Source organism: Candidatus Poribacteria bacterium (assembly GCA_009839745.1).
GTDB lineage: Bacteria > Poribacteria > WGA-4E > WGA-4E > WGA-3G > WGA-3G.
This window is the reverse complement of the sequence record VXPE01000111.1, coordinates 23,538-42,589: the sequence shown is the minus strand read 5'-3', so window position 1 is coordinate 42,589 and position 19,052 is coordinate 23,538. Positions and strand designations below refer to the sequence as shown.

Sequence of the window (19,052 nt, the reverse complement as noted above, 5' to 3'; positions counted from 1 at the left end):
GATGTCAAATTCAGCAGGACTTACGTAAATTGGGCAAAAAACAGTGTATTTCCGTGATTTAACCCCCTAAATCCCCCTTATCAGGGGGACTTTAAGAGAAAATGCGTAAGTCCTATTCAGAACGGAACAGCTGCTTTCAGATGGAGGTTTACATGTTTGATCAAGTCTTACAAGAAGTTGAGGCACAGTGTAAAGAAGAGAGAATCCCGATGTTGGGGGAAGAAAAAGCGAAATTTCTCGCCGCGTGCGTTGAAAAGGCGAAACCGTCCCTCATTGTCGAATGTGGAACGGCTATCGGTTACTCCGGCCTCTGGATACTGCGCGTGTTGAAAGCCGTTGGGACCGGACGCTTGATAACGATTGAAATAGATGCTAACCGTGCTGCGCAAGCGCGAGCGAATTTTGAGCGCGCCGGAATGGCTGACCTCGTCGATTCACGTATCGGTGATGCACAGGAAGTCCTTAAAAGCATTCAAGACCCGGTTGACTTTCTGCTTCTCGATAATAATTTCGACAATTACTTCCCCTGTTTTCAGGCAATTGAACCGCAGTTGACAAATCCAGCGACCGTCGTGGCTGACAACGTCGGTATCGGTGCCGAGACAATGGCGGATTATCTGGAACACGTCCGAGAGCGTTATGAATCCGAAACACACTGGTTTGACATCGACCTCCCGTGGGTGAAACAGGACGCAATCGAAGTAAGCATCTACCGCTCGTAACCTAAAGCAGTTTTTTTACTAATTTCAGACCGGTGTTAACGAAGAAAACACCACCCAGGAGCACTCGCTAAAAATGGATTACGATTTTACCGCTGTCGCACGGCTGCCTTTGCCGAACGATAACGTCGCTATCGCAACACAAACCTTAGAGAGCGGCACACGCATTCATCACAACGGAGAACAGTTTCAACTATCGCACACCCTCTTGGAAGGCCATCGGTTCGCCGTCCAACCAATTCGGGAAACTGAACCACTTTTGTCGTGGGGTCTCCCTTTCGGTTTTGCAACACGTTCTATCTCTCCAGGGGATTACGTGTGCAATCAGAAGATGATTGATTCGCTATCAATTAGAAATCTACCCTTTGAATTGCCAGAGACACCTAACTTTAGCGATAAAATGGCGCCCTATCAATTAGACGAAGCAGAATTCTGTTCAGGACAACAAGTGCCGCGTCATGCAAACGAACGTCCCTTTCTCGGTTACCAGCGTCCCGGTAATCGTGGCGTTGGCACGCGAAACTATATCGTCGTTATGGGGACAACGGCGCGCACCTCTGGCTTTGCGAGACGACTTGCTGGTATGTGTTCGACGCGCGCTGAAACCTATCCGAACATAGACGGCATTGTTGCCGTAACCCACACGGAAGGCGGCGAAAGCAAAACTCCCAATAATATTGATATGCTGCTCCGAACGCTCGCAGGTTTCACCGTCCATCCGAACATCGGCGCGATACTACTTGTTGACTACGGCACCGAAGCAGTTACCAACGAAATGCTTAAAACGTATATGCGAGACGAGGGGTACGCTTTGGATGATGTCGTTCACAATTTCCATCGCCTCCAAGGTAGTTTCGACACCGATTTAGCCGGTGGTGCTGAGATTATTGATAGCTGGTTAGATGACGTGAACAGCGTTCCGCGGACCGAACAGTCCTTGGAACATCTCAAAATCGCCTTGCAGTGTGGCGGTTCTGACGCGTTCTCTGGTGTATCGGGCAATCCGCTCGCCGCTTACGTTGCGAAAGAGGTCATCCGTTATGGCGGGTGCGCTAACCTCGCAGAGACCGATGAACTGATCGGTTCCGAGGCTTACGTGCTTCAGAATGCTCGCGATCTACCGACAGCGCGTAAATTCCTCAATACAATCGAACGTTTCAAGAGGCGCGCCGCGTGGCATGGACACTCCACAGAGGCGAATCCATCTGGGGGCAATAACTTCCGTGGGCTCTATAATATCGCCATTAAATCAATCGGCGCGGCAATGAAGCGGCACCCCGATGTCTGTCTCGATTACGTCATCGATTACAGTCAACTGATGGAGGATCCGGGTTACTACTTCATGGACAGCCCCGGCAACGATCTGGAGAGCATCGCAGGACAGGTGGCATCCGGGTCCAACATGATTTTCTTTGTCACTGGAAACGGTTCGATTACGAATTTCCCGTTCGTGCCAACAATTAAGATCGTTACGACGACCGGACGCTATGAAATGCTTGAAAAGGACATGGACGTGAATGCCGGTGCGTATCTTGACGGCACATCGATGGAAGAACTTGGTGAGTCTATGCTCGACGTGACGGTGGATGTCGCGTCGGGTGAACGTTCCGTCGGTGAAAAAGCCGGACACTCCCAAGTTTCACTGTGGCGTGACTGGAAGCAGACGGGTCCCGTGGATTTAAATCCACTGTTGACGGATTCTGAGTTGAAATCTGGCGATCCGATTCCAATTGATACCGCGCCAGGAGCAGCACTCTCCGAATCTCGGCTCCCCCAGGAATTACAATTCCGTGCCCTACAAACAGAAGACGGATGTCGCACGGATCAAGTGGGACTGATTTTGCCTACCAGTCTCTGTTCGGGTCAGATTGCGCAGATGATTGCGCACCGTTGCAATGAACGGGAAATTGGCAAGGCGCAAGGTATATCGCGTTTTGTCGCGCTGCCGCATACGGAAGGCTGCGGTGTCTCCAGTGGACGTTCTGAGGAGATTTACACCCGCACGATGATTGGACATCTCACCCACCCGACGGTTGCTCTCGGCTTACTCCTCGAACACGGTTGTGAAAAGACGCACAACGACCACGTCCGACATGAGATTCAGCAGTTGGGAATATCCCCGGAACGCTACGGCTGGGCGAGTGTGCAATTGGATGGCGGGATTGATGCTGTCATTGATAAGGTGCAAGATTGGTTCTCGGAGGAACTTGTGGATAAACCGGCTGTTCCTGTTGTCGATGCGGGATTAGAACATCTCTGCATCGCCGTGACATCAACCGGAACCGCAACTGAAGAAGTCTCGGAGTCTCTGACGCAATTAACGCACAGCGTCGCCGCTTCAGGCGGAACGGTCATCGTGCCTGCAAACGCGACTTTTTTACGCATGTTCGGGGTTACAAACCCCGCCCACAGTGTGCCTACCACTTTGGCGTATGGACAGCGGGTTGAAAAGGCGGGTTTCCACATCATGGAGACTCCCACCGATCAACAGACGGAGACGTTGACAGGATTGGGTGCGACGGGTGTGGATCTGGCACTTGCGCACATTGTTGGGGCCCCCTTACAATCGCACGTGATGGTCCCACTCATTCAGGTCTCTACAGATGCGACAACGCAAACCACCTACGGTGCCGATCTGGATTTGGGGACTGCTGATGTTGATGAGTTGTTAGCCTTAATTGTGGAAGTGGCTTCGCGGCAGTATACCCCGAAGTTGCACGGCAAAGGGAACACGGATTTTCAGTTGACCCGGGGCTTGTTGGGAATTTCAATGTGATCAAAATCCCAAGAAAGACTTGAGAAGACAAGCATTGTCGAGAAAAAAGGTCGCGAGCACAGCTCGCTCCTACAAGAAGATACGCTGATAGCAGAGTCCCCAGATACCCCTAAATATTTTTTCATCCATCATTTTAATGTTGTGGGTAGATTATACAAATTCCCTCTAAGGAGCACAAACAATGTTCCGTTGCTACAATGGTAGCGAAATCGGTGCGCCGATTTGGGAGGAACGATACGTCGCCTCCGCCAACTCGATGCCGTCTCTGCCGATGCGTCCGTGGGTTGTCGGTTCTGCTTCACCCACAATGCACTGGAGCCAATGGTCGATGCTCGTTCCTTTTGCGGCGACACCCCAATACCGCTGCTGCCGTCGTTCCGCTGGCATGTTGCGGTAGGTATTATCATCTGGCACAGGCGCAGTAAATTCTTCCGACTCCGCCATGTCGTGTGTTTTCCAACGGAGTCCATTCTGAATCAACGTCGCAGAACCTTTGCTTGTGACGAGACCGTTCCCACTGTTCCTGATTTCAGCCGCCCAACTCTTCATCATCATACCGACACCACCGTTCTTGAAATGCACGGTTAGCACGGCGTTGTTCTCTACGGCTTGTTCGGCGGGTGGATAGGTCCCACCGAGTGGGACATGACTCGTGAACCCGTAGACAGTGGAGGCGGGACCGTAGAGCCACAGCCAGATATCGAGTTCGTGAATTGCTTGCTCCACCAACATACCGCCCGACTCTGCTTTCACAAAAAGCCACGGATGCCGTTCGGGTGAAAACCAACCGACCTGATTGGAATACGTCATTTGTAGTGTGCCGAGTGTGCCATCATCCAATAACGATTTCAGCTTCATGTACCCCGGATTGAACCGCATCATATAGGCGACCATCAGGAGAACACCCGACTCTTCAGCGGCAGCAATCATTGCTTCACCCTCGGCGACGTTGCAACACATCGGTTTCTCCATCAAGATATGCTTGCCAGCAGCGGCGGCAGCACGGGTGATTTCGAGGTGCGGACGCGGATGGACACACACATCAACGGCATCTATATCCTGTCTATCGAGGAGTGCGCGGTAGTCTGTGTAGGCATCTGCACCAAACAGGGCAGCTTGCTCGTTTGCCGAGGTCTCGTTGATGTCTGCGATTGCGACGATGTCTGCGCGTCGCGTCGGTTCTTGGTAATAGGGCGAGTGAAGATTGCGAAAAATGCCACCACATCCGATAATGCCAACTTTAATTCTGTCCATTTTTTAATTTTTCCTTGCGGAGGAATACGCAGAAACACCCAAGCAAAAACACGTGCGTTTGAACTTTGGCGTGCGTTCCTCAAATCCGCCTGCGCCGTTGTTGCAGGCTACGGGTTTGGGTTATAAGGGTTGGGGAACCCAACCCCTACGACAACTATTGGCGTTGCCTACTGCTTTTAAGGATAGGCGGTGGTGTCTCGTCCGCTAAGAGCGCGAGTGCTTCAGCGATAATCGCGTGCTGTAATTCCGGGTTGTTCGGTTCACCAAGCGGATGTCCAAAACCATACGGAACAAGTAGGGCGCGCGGTGGTTTTATCTTCTTCGTTATATCCTCAATAAGGGTAATTGAAACCGTAGAAATTCCCACCGCTTCAACGGAACGTTGTATCAATCCGACGGATTGATTGCACATCGGTCAGACAGGGGTTAAGAACACAACGTCCACACCATCGGTTTTAAGCTTCTGTGCGACCTCAGGGGCAGTTTGCGTAATAAGGGTATGCGGTTTTGTAATGGATCCCATAAAACTGAAGTGCCGAGGGTTCAGGGATCCGATTTTGCCTTCAGTCTCTAACTCTCTGAACCGATCAAGGGGCAACGCGAGGTTCGGATCCGTTTCGAGCCCTCGTTCATCGTAAGCCGCACTTTTATGTCCGTTTATGAGTGCTTGTGTCTGAACGGAATTTGGAATCTCGCGGTAGGAACAATCTCCGTTCCCAAAAGTTTTTTGCCCCTCAAGCAAAAAACCGGCGGTGGTAATGAGAGAGACCCTACATTCATTCAATGGCACGCGCAGCGGTGTATGCGGTGATGCCTTATAACGCCGCCCCCGGTAAAACTTCATAAAGAATCGAGATAGAGGATCAAGTTTAGGGAATGGTGCCATTATGAACCTCATATTAGCCGTTCGCGAAGATAAGCCGTTTCCTGTTCTGACCCGGGAGTTGGACGGTCTGTCCAGTAATGTCGCTCTCAATGGTAGCGAAGCCGATTTCATTGACAGCGGTGTAATCATCACGCGCACAATCGGGTAACGGTCCACCGTCTAAGTAATCGGTAATCTGTTTATATGCGACATTGAACGGACCGGCGTTTTCAGGTAAATCAAGAGTGGCGTTATCAACTAACTTTCCTTCTTTATGCACAGTCGTGCTGCTATAAAATCCTGCCTGAACGCTGCCTTCGCTGCCGAGGACATCAACGGAGAACCCGCCACGTGTGCCATGGTTTCCGACATGGAAACCGACAACACCGCTCTCAAATTGAATCGTTGAGCCCACAATCGCGGGTTCAGGTTCGTAAGGCTCTGGGACATCCCCACCCCCAGAAACGAATCCAGCCACTGAAACCGGATCATAACCCGCGAATTGGCAAATCATATCTGTCGTGTGGATAGCAAAGGAGAGCACACCCCCGCCGCAATACCCGATGACGGTTTGCACCTCACCGATGAGTCCATCCTTGATAAGCGATTGGAGGCGAATGAGGTGTGGGGCCCAGTGGCGTGTGTAGTCAACAACAATCGGAATGCCTTTCGCGTCAGCACCCGCGGTCATCGTATCTACCTCTTCAAGCGAACATCCAGCGGGTTTTTCGAGGAAGATGGCTTTGATGTCCGCTTTCAAAACGTTTTGCATGACCTTGAAGTGATGCGGTCCGCGGACACAGACAGCAACGATGTCTAAATCTTCGCTTTCAAGCATCTGCGTATCTGTTTCGTAGTAGTTTATGGAATTGGCTGGGAAAGCGGGTCCCCACACCTGTTGAAACTCCGTTTGGCGGTCTTGGGACATGTCCGCGACTGCGACCAATTCGGTTGTTTCACAGAAACGGATGCCGCCTGTGTGGCAATAGGGATAAGGGTCATCTGGCGTTGAATAACGGGAGGCGATATTGCCCAATCCGATGATACCGACACGATACATTGGGATCCCCCTTTTGAGCGTTTATTATGGCGAGAGTATATCAGAAGGATTTTGATCTGTAAAGGGAATTTCCTATCTCAATTGAATTTCTGGCGTAACTGTTGTAAAATAGAGAGTAGTGAAATTAATGCTACACCCAAAAAATTTAAACTCAATAGAACACGACACATCTCATGAGACTTTTAATATCATCAATCCTCCTTATCTTTTTTGTCATTGGGACTCCCGTGCTCGCGGATCCGTGGTTGTGCGGAACACCGCTGCTGCATCAGGATCACCTCCATCAACACCCTTTTGAAGAAATTCCGGCTGCGCCCGCCGCACCTGTTCAGATTGGACAGGTAGAGCGATTTTTTATTCATATTCCTGAGACAGAGGTAGTCGCCACCTGTATTGCCAAAAGTGAACATCTCTATGTCTATGTTGACAATTCAGTGCGCGATCTGTTTACGGATGCCGAAGCTGCTGCCGTCGCGAGAGAATTTGATAACCGCATCTACCCGAATGTTCGCAAATGGATGGGAACGGAATGGAAACCCGGACTCGACAGAGACAACCGCATCACCTTGCTGATGCACGATGTTGGCATGAACCAATCTGGGAAGGACTACGGTGGATATTTCGCGCCGGCCGATCAGTTGCCGACATTGCCACATAGCAACCGCCGTGAAATGCTCTATATGGACGTTTTTCAGTTCAGAGAACGGGATCGACATACTTTTTATAGCAGTCTTGCACACGAATTCGCACATCTCATCAATTGGTTCCAGAACGGCGGGACGACTGACCAGCGGTGGTTAGAGGAAGGCACTGCGAGCTTTGTCGAATGGGCAGTTTACGGCACTGTGCATAACATCTTTGTCGATGGTTACTTAGCAAACCCGAGTGTTTCGCTTGCTTATACAAACACAGCGGATGTGTATTACGGCGGTGCCTTTATGCTCATGCTTTATCTCTATGAACAGTATGGAGGCCCGGAACTCATCCGCCGTATTATAGAGACGGACGCACTCGGCGAACACGCGATTGACGCTGCCCTGGAAGGCGGTGGAAGAAGGGACAGATTCCCTGAAGTCTTCCTGAAATGGGGGCTTGCGAATTGGGTGAACACGCAGGCGCAAAGCAAACAACTCGGTTACGCTGCCCTACGTAATCGAAAGGTGAGTGCTGTAGTGCAGCGCGTCCGCAGTTACCCGAACGCGGTGAACGATATTCCCATCAACCAATGGGGGGCACACTACATTGTCTTCGAGAATCTACCCGAAACCTTGGATCTATCGGTGATTGGAAGTAATTCAGGAAACCTCTATGCGACCACCCTTTATCTGCCATCCAACGGACGCCCGGTGGTTACACCTCTCCCATTTGACACGAAAAACAGAGGGCATCTTCGCAGAGCGGGGCTTCTACGCGACGGTGAGATTGTGCTAATGGTAACGGGAGATGTTCCACAGACCTTTCGCTATGTCGCCGTGGATATGCCCGTCGCTAACAACGTTGGTGCGGTAGATATTCCGCGCCAGCGTGTGTCGGACACTATGCCTGACGCTGTCACCCACGCCCTTGGGAATCTCACCCAACAGAGTGTTTCGTTAGTGCAGCTTACCCCGGAGACACACCTCGAACCGAGGACTCAAATCCATCTTGCCAGTGATTATACCGACATTGCAATCGGGGATCGGAATGCCGCACACCTCTACGCAGCGAGTGATTGGGGACTTGAAATCTTCACGTTAATAGCACCGACACACCCCGCTCGAATTGGTGAGATTGCTACGCCGGGCAGGGCGCAATCTGTCACCGTCGCCGGAGACACCGCTTATGTGGCTGACGGTGCTGCCGGTGTCCAAGTCATTGATATCGCAGTCCCGAATAAGCCGAGTCTCGTAAAGACGCTCAGAGGGTTCACGAGTGTACACAGAGTCCGAGTCGCTGATGACAAACTATACGTACTCGATCGTGAGCGTGGAATGCTTGTTTTCAATTTACGCGATATACACAATATGCAAATACCGCGTCCCCGACGTTTCTTTCGCACAGCAGGCACACCGATCAATGTTGCTATCCACAACGGCACTGTCTATTTCAGCGATGACAGACACGGACTTCTTATTCTCGATCCAAGTCCATTCGGTGATTTTGTTGTGCGCGGCGTTGTGCCAATTCTTTCCACTGCCCACGAGGTCGAAGAGACAAGAGGGACGACCCACGCCTATGTCGCTTCAGGCAACCTCATCTTGGTGGACGTTACCGATGACGAAAATCCCGAAATAGATTTCCGCCTTAATACGCCAGGACTCGCAACAGGTATTCAATTCCAAGACAATACCGTCTATCTCACAGACAGGCAAACAGGACTTCATGTTATTAATGTGCGTAACCCACAACAGCCACGGCGTATCGCCACACAACCTACATCCGGCAACGCGACCGATATAGTCCTCAAAGATACACTCGCTTATGTCGCTGACGGAAAGGGGGGCATCCAAACAATAGACATCAGCGAATCAGCGTCGCCGAAATGGTTACATCAATATGCCTCTGGCGGCACAACTTATGGACTTGACGTTGTCGAAACAGATGCAGGCGAACGAACCGTCTACGTCGCAAACGGTGTAGGTGGATTGAAGACCCTCGAATTTACGACCCCTTATCAGGGCACTGTGACAAAAAGACTCCCGTTGCCCACGCATACCATCACCTCTAACAACCGGTTTGAGGCTGCTGACTGCACCAAAATTCGTGTCCAAAACGGTCACGGATATGTTGCCACTGAGACTGGAATGTCCGTTGTCAATCTCGCCACAGATACGATTGCAGCACATATCCCGACAACTTCGCCCGTTTCGGACATCGCGTTGCACGAAGGCTATGCCTATCTCTGCGCAGGATCCCTCATTGTTGTTGATAGCCGGGTCCCGCAGCAAAGTAGAATTATATCCAGACGCGATATGCCGGGAAGTGCTTATCGTGTTGTCATCGATGCCGCCCAACCCGCCCACGCATACCTCGCTGCCCTTGAAGGCGGGCTGCACGTTTTCGACATTACAGGACCGGCAGTCCCGCGTTTGGTTGGAAGTTACGCGACACAAGGCAATGCAACAGGTGTTGCGATCGCGGATGAACGGGCTTACCTATTGGACAGCGGCATCGGTGTCGTAGTGCTTGATGTGTCTGAACCGAACAAACCGAAGTTGCAAGACGCATACGAGAAGGATGCGCTCCCAATTGATGCAACGGTCAGTGGCAACGCTCTCTATCTACTCAGTAGCAATAGCGTTGAGGTAATTGACACACGTAGATTGACAGTCGCTTCAAGTTTTCGTGAACTCAGATTCCCGTTTGAATTGAAATTGGTAGGGAATACCCTGTATGTTGCGGATCTGTATGAGCTCCGTATTTTTCGTGTGAACATAGAAGGAAACCGCTCGCTTGCTGTGGAAGAACCTACGCAATCTGACTGGACGCCGCATGCCGTTAATTCTGCGTTAGTCAACCGTTTAAGTCAAAACTTTCCCAACCCATTTAACCCGGAGACCTGGATCCCGTATCAACTCGCCTCAGATACGAACGTGTCCCTTCATATCTACGATGCTCAAGGGAAGCGTATTTATTTTAAAGCACTTGGCTACCGCAAGGCGGGTTCACACACCGTTCATTGGGACGGTCGGAACACTTCCGGTGAATCTGTCGCGAGCGGGGTATATTTTTACGCAATTCAAGCTGGAACTTTCCAAGCGACTCGGAAAATGCTTATCAAGAGATGAATTCTCTATACTGACTTTGGGCAATTGTTGGGGTATAGAAAGTCCGCCTCATCTTTTGAGACACTTCTCAAATAGCAAAGAAAAAATTTTGTAACGCCAACGAAAAAAAAACGTTGAATTGTTTAATTCGACATCATACTTTAAACTCATGTTCGGTCGTATTCCATTTCGGTTTTACCACACTATTCTGAGAGACTTGCGAGGAGAAATATAACATGTCCAGGAACAGCGTAACAGGTCGTTTCCGAGATATTGAGATAGCATTTAGCACTGAAGGCACTCGGACCTATATGAGTGTCCGGAATCTAATTAGCGATGAAAGACAAGTGCGTGTGATGTATCAGAAATTAGCCATGAGTGGACTCGCTAATTGGAGACAGTTTCAGTTAGCCAATTCGCCTGTCCTGCTGTGCCTCCCAACGGAGGTACTCGAAGCATATCGACTCACCTTTTTTGTTGACAATACGGAGCCTATTTCCGCTCGTATTGAAAAAATATTAGCAGAATTGGAGCAACTTAGAATTAAATTCCCAGCAGAGGAGTTAGCAGAGGACCCCGTGCCTGTGATCAATATATCCTCCGTAAGGGACCATAGTAACATAGACACACACGCGAATCCCGAATTCGAGCCTGCAATAGCATCACTTGCTGAAAAAGTAGTTGTTCCTCGTTCGCCTAACCCCGTAGAAGAAACCGTGATCCCGAACGATCCCGAAGTGGATACTGCAGAGCCGAAACAGCTGATCCTCGCTGAAAACGAACAGGAACCGACAAAAGTATCCTCGCCTGTCCGTATCGCGCCTAAATCACAGGCATTCCCCATAGACAATAACCTTGAGTTTAAGATCACAATCCCATCTCTGCCATCAAGTGCGCGTGCAAAGCAACGGCAATCGGAGGCAATAACAACATCTGCTAATACCAGCAGAGCAGCTTTGAAACAGAAAAGGAAAGGAATTTTCGGGCAGTTTGCTGAAGCCCTCGGATTTCCTGTCGAAGGCAGACGCGGCAAGGCTTACTATCAGCAAAAAGGCGAAGCCATTCAAAACGATTTTCAGGATAAACTCTCTAAATTAGAGAAGGATTACAATGAAGGCTACGGACTGAATCTCATTGATTGGGATCCAGAAACGCTCTGTGAAGAGGAAACCGCAATGTTGCTGCTTAACCTCATGGTGAACGAGATAACCGCATGGCAGAAAGAGGCAGAACGTGGCACACCTGATTCCGAACAGCTTGTTGAAACCCTCACTGATGTCGGGAGGCAACTCAAACAGACGCTCAAACAGACGCGTGGTATTTCCACCCCCTCCCCCACATTGTTCCCTGACTTCCTCGCCGAGAACGCGAGCGATTTGGAGAAAATTCAGGGCGAATGTGATGCCTATCTCCAACGCTTTACGAAGAAGTTAACCGAACAAGAAAAGACACACGCCTCAAAGATTGAGGTGATCGTTTTCAAGAAGTTCCTCATCGAGTTCGTCCGCGATTTTCTGTTTGTTGAGATCGCCAAAAGCGCGAGCGGGAACGCCTTACCCAAGCGTCTCACCTGGTTCTTAGACCTTGTTGATTCCGAAGTCATTCCAATTGAAATCGGGAAAACGAAAGTATCGTCCAACCACCATAGGGTAAAAGGTGCCTGCAGCAGTGAATTTGTGTCAGGAACCATCGTTGAGGTCGTCACACCAGGCTTGCGGTCCAAGGATGGAAAACGGGTCAGTCAAATGGCTGTCGTTATTGAAGCGGAGTAGATTGATGAAAATTGGTGAGGGCTTAATTCAGAAAGTGTCCCAGATTCCACAAGTGGACCTTGGTCACTTTCCGACACCGCTTGAGGAATGCCCACGACTCTCTGAAGCACTCGGCGGTCCACGTATCTTCATTAAACGCGAAGATTGTTCAGGCTTGGCATTCGGTGGAAACAAGGTCCGACAACTTACCTTCACAATTGGGGATGCCGTTGCGCAAGGGGCCGATACGATTGTCCACGGCGCGGCATCGCAATCCAATCACTGTAGACAAGCCGCCGCTGCCTGCGGTAAACTTGGACTCAACTGCTACTTGCGTCTCGCACGGGACCACAAGAGTATCGTTCAAGGCAATCTGTTGTTAGATAATTTAGCAGGCGCCGAAGTCGAAGTTGTGGATGTCCCATTCGGACCTGAATTAGATGTCGTAAAATACGAACTGGCGGAAGACCTCAAGAAACAAGGGCTGAAGCCTTATGTCGTTTCCTCGCCGCGCTCCACTGCGCTCGCCGCTGTCGCTTTCACATGGTGCATCGCTGAAATTGCACAACAGCAAGAGCAATTGGGTATTGATGCCGATTGGATTTATACGGCTTCCGTAGGCGGTACACAGGCAGGTCTGGTCCTCGGCACCAAAACGCTTGGACTGAAAATGAAACCCTTCGGCATTGCTCCCATTGTTTGGGAAAATAAACTTGAACGGCTCAGTAGTGCGGCAAACAGTGCCGCCGACCTTTTAGGCGTGGACCCGTGCGTTACGGAAACAGATATTCAAAATACAGATGACTATATTGGAGAGGCTTACGGCTATCTCACGCCGGAATGTATTGATGCCCTCAAATTGGTCGCGAAAACCGAAGGTATCTTCCTTGATCCCGTCTACACCGCCAAAGCGATGGCGTGCCTTATCGACCACATCCACCGGGGCAAACTCGGCCGCGACGACACCGTCATCTTCTTGCACACTGGCGGTACCCCAGCACTCTTCGCATACCATGAGGAATTAGTCGCCGATCTGTAGTCTGAACCTCTTGATCATAACCCCGACCTTGTTAGTGTTGCTGCGCTGCTGGTCTATGTACAGCGGTCCCTAAACACATCCTGCCTCTATTTTACTCTTCCTCCGTTATTTGATAATGAAACTCGAACGCCATCTTTTAAAAAAGAATCCCAAAACATGTCCTATATACACTGTCCCCACGAGAATCATTATAAACCCGATGAAAGCCTAAAGCATCTGTTTGAGGAACTCATCGTAAAACCCTTTGAACACGATCTACCGGCACTCTCGGAAGACATTAAAAATAACAGAATATACTACTGGGAAGATATAGCGCGTATCCTGAGACAGGGACAGAGCGACTTTGATGAAACATCTTATGATAAACCCTCCAATGAATATTATTTCCCAAAAGACAAGGTATCCATCTATTGTGTCCATCACATGCCCAGGCACCTCTTCGGTTCCTATCACATCTTTACCAATTGCCTCACACCGATAAGCGAAAAGGATAAAGTCGTATTCATCGACTTCGGTTGTGGTCCACTCACTTCAGGTATTGCTTTTCGAGCGTTTTCAGAACAGGGTGACATCACTTATATAGGAATTGATAGTTCACAAACGATGCTTCATAAAGCAGAAGCAATCAACACATACGGTCCCAACACGTATAGAGAGCCTTTCTTCGACAAAATTGCGTTAATTCGCGACTCCGATTCTTTGCCCCGATTACTGGACAGGTACATTGAAAACGATGATAGGACACAGATTATATTTAATTTCTGCTACTTTTTCTCGAGTCCGACATTAGACATTGACGGCTTATCCGATGTACTCATCCAGATAATGACGGCATACAATCAGCATAAACTGTGTTTAATATACCAAAATCCCGATCATCGATCGTTGTCCGGTGCCCGTCGTTTGAAACTGTATGGTAAGTGGAAAAAACTTAAAACGAATCTTTCGACCTTTAGAAGTCAAGAAATTCAATCAGATGTTGAAACGTTCTCTTATCATAGACTAATAAACGGTTTACTGCACGATAGTGCCAAAGTCTACTATGAGATACTCCGATGCAAATAAAAAAGGCACGGTCTGCCGACCGCGCCTCATAAAACCGAATGAACGTTTTTAGAACCGTTCCGCTTTAATCTCGCCCCACTGCATCGCCAATTTTTCTCTGGGATCAACAGGAAAGGGTGTATCGCGATTCAGATCGTCTTCTGGTTCACCTTCAAAGTAGCGGAAGTTATCAATCCAGAAATCGACATCCGACTGGGCAATAGATAAACCGACCCACATATCTGTTTCAACATCATCAGTCGCATTGAAGGTAATATGGTACTCCTCCCATTCCTTTCCTAATAGATTGATAGCACCGCCTTGGTAGAAAGTCCACGGATCGTGTTGCATCTGGACGCTGAGTTGGACCTCGCGCGGTTTCTCGGCACGCGCCCAAAAAATCACGGTGTAAGTCTCGCCAGATTTCATCGAGGCATCCTTTTGCCGAACCTTCGCATGCCATGCGGTCCCTGTTGCTTTATGCCCGATAACTTTGAGCGATTGCTTTCCGTGTTGCGGGTTTTTCTTATCGATTTCCATCGTATAGAGTCCACCACGTCCACAACACGCGCCGTCTTCTAAACCCCAAGCGGCTAAATCCTCTTCAAAACTGTGATTTTCGAGGAGAAGTTCTCCTTCCTTCCACTTTCCCCATTCCACTGGGGTTCCTGCAAAAGTAGTCAGCCCGATGAGCAGCGTGAGCAGAAACACGCTTACCGTAATAGTCTTCGTCACTTTAACCTTCTCCTTTGTGTGCTAAAGCACATCTACAAAATTAGTCTTCGCTTCGCATCAAGGATTCCACCTCGGATAGTACCTGGGTCACTGCGGTTTGATCGACTGCTTCAGCAACACTGGCGTAACCTGCTGTGTGAATCATTTCCGCGAGATTTTGTCCCAACTGTTCAATCGTCCATGCGACTGAGTCCGGCACACTCGCTTTATCGAGATGCCGCTGGTCGTTTTTCCCAGAGGGGTCGTAATGATAGTGCGGATCCTTGCGAAAACAGTCAAAGCGGAGGAGTTGCACATTTTCACCGCCGACCGCGCCGTAAACACGGACAGAGGGACCCCCATCCGATCCGAAATTGCGGTTGTCGACGTGAAGTTCAACACCACCGACATGGAACACTTTTTCATTCATCGCTGTTTCCTCCAACGTTGAAAAATATAGAGACATTATACAGCACAGCGATAAGGGTGTCAAGATAAAAAGTCTACTCGGATGTGGGATTCAATGCCCGCCATTTGACTGAGAAATATTTTTTATAGTTTTTACTATAAAAAAACTTGCAAACAAAAAACAGATGTGATATACTATTATTAAATTTGAATCTACTTGTCGAAATCAATATGAAACAACAGATGCTCGACCGCTTTGGACGGATCCATACGAACCTTAGGATCTCGGTTACAGATGTATGTAACTTCCGTTGCATCTACTGTATGCCAGAAGACATGACCTTCATGCCAGACGCGGCATTGATGACGTTCGACGAGATTCTGCACCTCACTCACATTTTCGCCGCGTTGGGTGTTAATAAGATTCGTATTACGGGTGGTGAGCCGCTTGTCCGTCCCGAGGTGCCTACACTCATAAGGCGATTGACGCAAGTGGAAGGGCTGAAAGACATCAGTTTGACAACAAACGGCATCGGTCTCATCAACCAAGCACAAGCCCTTTACGATGCGGGGCTCCGCCGTATCAATGTCAGTCTGGATACGCTCAATGAAGAGAAGTTCGAGCAGATGACGCGCCGGAAGGTGCTCTCACGCGTGCTTCAGGGGCTTAAAACAGCACACGACTGTGGTTTCAATCCGATTAAGGTCAACGCTGTCGCAATGCGCGGTTTTACCGATGATGAGATTGTCGATTTAGCCACTTTCGCACGGCAAAACGAATATCAACTCCGATTCATCGAATTTATGCCGCTCGATGCCGATGATGTGTGGGGACGGAACATGTACATCCCCGGAAAAGAGATTATCGAAAAAATTAACGCCGTCTATCCGCTTACATCCGTAACCTTAAACGGCGAGTCAAAGAGTGATACTGCACAACGGTATCGCTTCTCGGATAACGGAAACGAGGTAGGGGTCATCCCCTCCGTGAGCGAACCGTTTTGTGAAAACTGTAATCGAGTGCGCCTCACTGCTGACGGAAAGTTCAGAACGTGTCTCTTCTCATTAACAGAAACAGATCTGCTGACACCGTTACGGGAAGGGGTGTCAGATGCGGTCATTGCGGAGTTAATCCTCGACGCAGTCGCACAAAAAGAGGCAGGGCATAAGATTAACGCATCAGACTTCATTAAACCCGAAAGAAATATGTCGAGAATCGGCGGTTAAAGCGTTTCTTGTTAAGACAGGTGCGTTTAAAAAATCGCGCGATAGGCGTGAAGTCAACACACTAAAAAATAATTTTGGAATCGTCCCTACAAATTTCATTAAGGAGTTCAAAATAACGGATGAGCAGAGACTTGGTGATTAAAGACTTGCACATCAGTGTGCAGGGAAAACCAATTATTAAAGGATTAAATTTAACTGTTAAACAGGGGGAAATCCATGCGCTGATGGGTCCAAACGGCTCTGGCAAAAGCACCCTCGCGAATGGCTTGATGGGACATCCACTCTACGATATTGATTCTGGCGAAGTGATTTTTAACGGAATCGATATTCTGGAGTTAGAGCCGAACGATCGAGCGAAACTCGGACTTTTCCTCGCTTTTCAGTACCCAACCGCGATCCCTGGGGTTAGCTTAGCAAATTTCTTACGACTTGCAGTGAGCGCAGTCCGTGCCAAAGAAGGGAATGGGGCAGGGAACGACAGACTTATCCCGATGCGCGAATTCCGCCGTGAACTTCGCGAAAAGATGAAACAACTCGGTATTGACGATTCTTTCGCAAGGCGATACCTCAATGATGGATTTTCCGGTGGCGAAAAGAAACGTGCCGAGATTCTACAACTCGCAATGCTTGAACCTCAAATTGCGATTCTTGATGAGACGGATTCCGGACTGGACATTGATGCGATCCGAATCGTGGGTGAAAGTGTCAGTCAATTGATTGGACCGGAGTTGGGCGTGCTGATTATCACGCACTACCCGCGATTATTAGACTATATCCGCCCGCAGTTCGTGCATATCCTGCTCGACGGTAAGATCGTTGAATCGGGTGGTTGGGAACTCACACAGATGTTAGAAGCAGAGGGTTATGATCCGATTCGTGAGAAATACGGTATTATTGAGGCTTAATTCAGAGCGGCGCGCGACATCCCGCTAACATAATAGGAGAAGCGAAATGGCAAATTCTGAAACGAATACCATAGAAGAACTCGGAATCAGTAAAGAATATCAATACGGATTCCACGATGATGTTAAACCTACATTCAAGTCCCGGAAGGGATTGGATGAAGAAGTCATCAATCAGATGTGCGACATCAAAGAGGAACCTGACTGGATGCGCGAGTACCGGCTTAATGCTTACCAGATTTTCAAGCAGAAGCCGATGACGAAATGGGGCGGTGACCTTTCCCAACTGGATTTTGACGACATCTACTATTACGTCAAAGCCTCCGACAGGAGCGAGCGGAGTTGGGACGATGTACCGGATGACATCAAAAAGACTTTTGACCGGCTTGGTATCCCGGAAGCCGAAAGAAAGTTCCTCGCAGGTGTCGGCGCGCAGTACGACTCAGAAGTCGTTTACCACAATATCGTTGAAGAATTGGACAAAATCGGTGTTATTTTCTTGGATACCGATACGGCTGTCAAAGAGTACCCCGACTTAGTGAAGAAATACTTCGGGACCATCATTCCGTCTGCGGACAACCAGTTCGCGGCACTCAACAGCGCAGCCTGGAGCGGTGGAAGTTTCGTGTATGTTCCACCGGGCGTAAAAGTGGAATATCCACTGCAAGCCTATTTCCGAATCAACAGTGAGAACATGGGACAGTTTGAACGCACGCTCATTATCGCCGATGAAGGGTCACAGGTTCACTACGTTGAGGGGTGCACCGCCCCGACGTATAGCAGTGAATCTTTACACAGTGCTGTCGTCGAGATCGTCTGTATGAAAGGTTCTCGGGTCCGTTATACGACTATCCAGAACTGGGCGAACAATGTATATAATCTCGTCACGAAACGTGCCTTTGCCTACGAGGACGCGCAGATGGAGTGGGTCGATGGCAATCTTGGCAGTAAGTTGACGATGAAGTATCCGAGCGTCTATATGATGGAACCCGGGGCGCGCGGCGACATTCTCTCTATCGCGTTCGCGAGTAAGGGGCAACACCAAGATGCTGGGGCAAAAGTCTATCATTGCGCACCGCACACTACTTCGCAGATAACCTCGAAGAGTATCAGTAAAGACGGCGGTAGATCCAGTTATCGCGGGTGGGTCGATGTGGCGAAAGGCGCGAAGGGGTGTAAATCACACGTCGTCTGCGATGCACTCATTCTTGATAAAGACTCCCGTTCAGACACCTATCCGGTCATTGAGATCGGTGAAAACGATACAAACATCGAACACGAGGCACGGGTCAGCAAAATCGGGGAAGAGCAATTGTTCTATCTGATGAGTCGTGGGCTTTCGGAAGAAGAAGCTTCCACAATGATTGTCAATGGGTTCATTGAACCGCTCGTCAAGGAACTTCCGATGGAGTATGCTGTCGAGATGAATCGCCTCATCCAACTTCAGATGGAAGGTTCAGTGGGTTAAGTAGCGATCGGTAATCGGCTATCAGCAATCGGCTATCAGTAAGAGATTTGTGTATTAAAATCCTCTTTACTGACAACTG

Annotated in this window: 15 protein-coding genes; 9 read left to right on the top strand and 6 right to left on the bottom strand. The window is 49.3% G+C overall.

What is annotated here, in order from left to right:
- Positions 1-101: 101 nt before the first annotated feature.
- Both F4X88_17215 and F4X88_17210 read left to right on the top strand, forming a co-directional pair.
- Positions 102-722: a hypothetical protein gene (locus F4X88_17215; GenBank protein MYA58024.1), complete on the top strand. Its 621-nt coding sequence runs from the start codon at positions 102-104 to the stop codon at positions 720-722.
- A gap of 73 nt (positions 723-795) precedes the next feature.
- On the top strand, positions 796-3,495 hold the full coding sequence (locus F4X88_17210; GenBank protein ID MYA58023.1) for an altronate dehydratase: 2,700 nt from the start codon (positions 796-798) through the stop codon (positions 3,493-3,495).
- A gap of 192 nt (positions 3,496-3,687) precedes the next feature.
- Here F4X88_17210 and F4X88_17205 read toward each other — a convergent pair whose 3' ends face one another.
- The 4 genes from F4X88_17205 to F4X88_17190 all read right to left on the bottom strand — a co-directional run bounded on the left by F4X88_17205 (position 3,688) and on the right by F4X88_17190 (position 6,674).
- Entirely contained in the window at positions 3,688-4,749 is a 1,062-nt protein-coding gene (locus tag F4X88_17205) for a Gfo/Idh/MocA family oxidoreductase (protein ID MYA58022.1), read from the bottom strand.
- Between the two features lie 154 nt (positions 4,750-4,903).
- Positions 4,904-5,137, bottom strand: coding sequence for a hypothetical protein (locus F4X88_17200; GenBank protein ID MYA58021.1), 234 nt, complete (start codon positions 5,135-5,137; stop codon positions 4,904-4,906).
- A gap of 27 nt (positions 5,138-5,164) precedes the next feature.
- Complete coding sequence (locus F4X88_17195; protein MYA58020.1) at positions 5,165-5,764, bottom strand: hypothetical protein; 600 nt, start codon at positions 5,762-5,764, stop codon at positions 5,165-5,167.
- Positions 5,649-6,674: a Gfo/Idh/MocA family oxidoreductase gene (locus F4X88_17190; GenBank protein ID MYA58019.1), complete on the bottom strand. Its 1,026-nt coding sequence runs from the start codon at positions 6,672-6,674 to the stop codon at positions 5,649-5,651. The genes F4X88_17195 and F4X88_17190 overlap by 116 nt, the downstream gene beginning before the upstream one ends.
- Positions 6,675-6,847: 173 nt before the next feature.
- Here F4X88_17190 and F4X88_17185 point away from each other — a divergent pair, with 173 nt between their 5' ends.
- The 4 genes from F4X88_17185 to F4X88_17170 all read left to right on the top strand — a co-directional run bounded on the left by F4X88_17185 (position 6,848) and on the right by F4X88_17170 (position 14,275).
- Positions 6,848-10,441 (top strand): T9SS type A sorting domain-containing protein, encoded by a 3,594-nt coding sequence (locus F4X88_17185; GenBank protein ID MYA58018.1) that lies wholly within the window; start codon positions 6,848-6,850, stop codon positions 10,439-10,441.
- 215 nt (positions 10,442-10,656) lie between these two features.
- On the top strand, positions 10,657-12,192 hold the full coding sequence (locus F4X88_17180; GenBank protein MYA58017.1) for a hypothetical protein: 1,536 nt from the start codon (positions 10,657-10,659) through the stop codon (positions 12,190-12,192).
- Positions 12,146-13,210, top strand: coding sequence for a D-cysteine desulfhydrase family protein (locus tag F4X88_17175; protein MYA58016.1), 1,065 nt, complete (start codon positions 12,146-12,148; stop codon positions 13,208-13,210). The genes F4X88_17180 and F4X88_17175 overlap by 47 nt, the downstream gene beginning before the upstream one ends.
- Positions 13,211-13,366: 156 nt before the next feature.
- Positions 13,367-14,275: a hypothetical protein gene (locus F4X88_17170; protein ID MYA58015.1), complete on the top strand. Its 909-nt coding sequence runs from the start codon at positions 13,367-13,369 to the stop codon at positions 14,273-14,275.
- A 48-nt stretch (positions 14,276-14,323) separates the two neighbouring features.
- Here F4X88_17170 and F4X88_17165 read toward each other — a convergent pair whose 3' ends face one another.
- Together F4X88_17165 and F4X88_17160 are read right to left on the bottom strand one after the other, a co-directional pair.
- Positions 14,324-14,989: a hypothetical protein gene (locus F4X88_17165; protein MYA58014.1), complete on the bottom strand. Its 666-nt coding sequence runs from the start codon at positions 14,987-14,989 to the stop codon at positions 14,324-14,326.
- Between the two features lie 40 nt (positions 14,990-15,029).
- Positions 15,030-15,398, bottom strand: a complete 369-nt coding sequence (locus tag F4X88_17160; GenBank protein ID MYA58013.1) for a hypothetical protein — start codon at positions 15,396-15,398, stop codon at positions 15,030-15,032.
- A gap of 209 nt (positions 15,399-15,607) precedes the next feature.
- Between F4X88_17160 and moaA the strand changes: the two genes are divergently transcribed.
- The 3 genes from moaA (at position 15,608) to sufB (ending at position 18,973) form a co-directional block, all read left to right on the top strand.
- Positions 15,608-16,603, top strand: coding sequence for a GTP 3',8-cyclase MoaA (moaA, locus tag F4X88_17155; protein MYA58012.1), 996 nt, complete (start codon positions 15,608-15,610; stop codon positions 16,601-16,603).
- A gap of 119 nt (positions 16,604-16,722) precedes the next feature.
- Positions 16,723-17,508: a Fe-S cluster assembly ATPase SufC gene (sufC, locus tag F4X88_17150; GenBank protein ID MYA58011.1), complete on the top strand. Its 786-nt coding sequence runs from the start codon at positions 16,723-16,725 to the stop codon at positions 17,506-17,508.
- Positions 17,509-17,554: 46 nt separating this feature from the next.
- Positions 17,555-18,973: a Fe-S cluster assembly protein SufB gene (gene sufB, locus F4X88_17145; GenBank protein ID MYA58010.1), complete on the top strand. Its 1,419-nt coding sequence runs from the start codon at positions 17,555-17,557 to the stop codon at positions 18,971-18,973.
- Positions 18,974-19,052 lie beyond the last annotated feature (79 nt).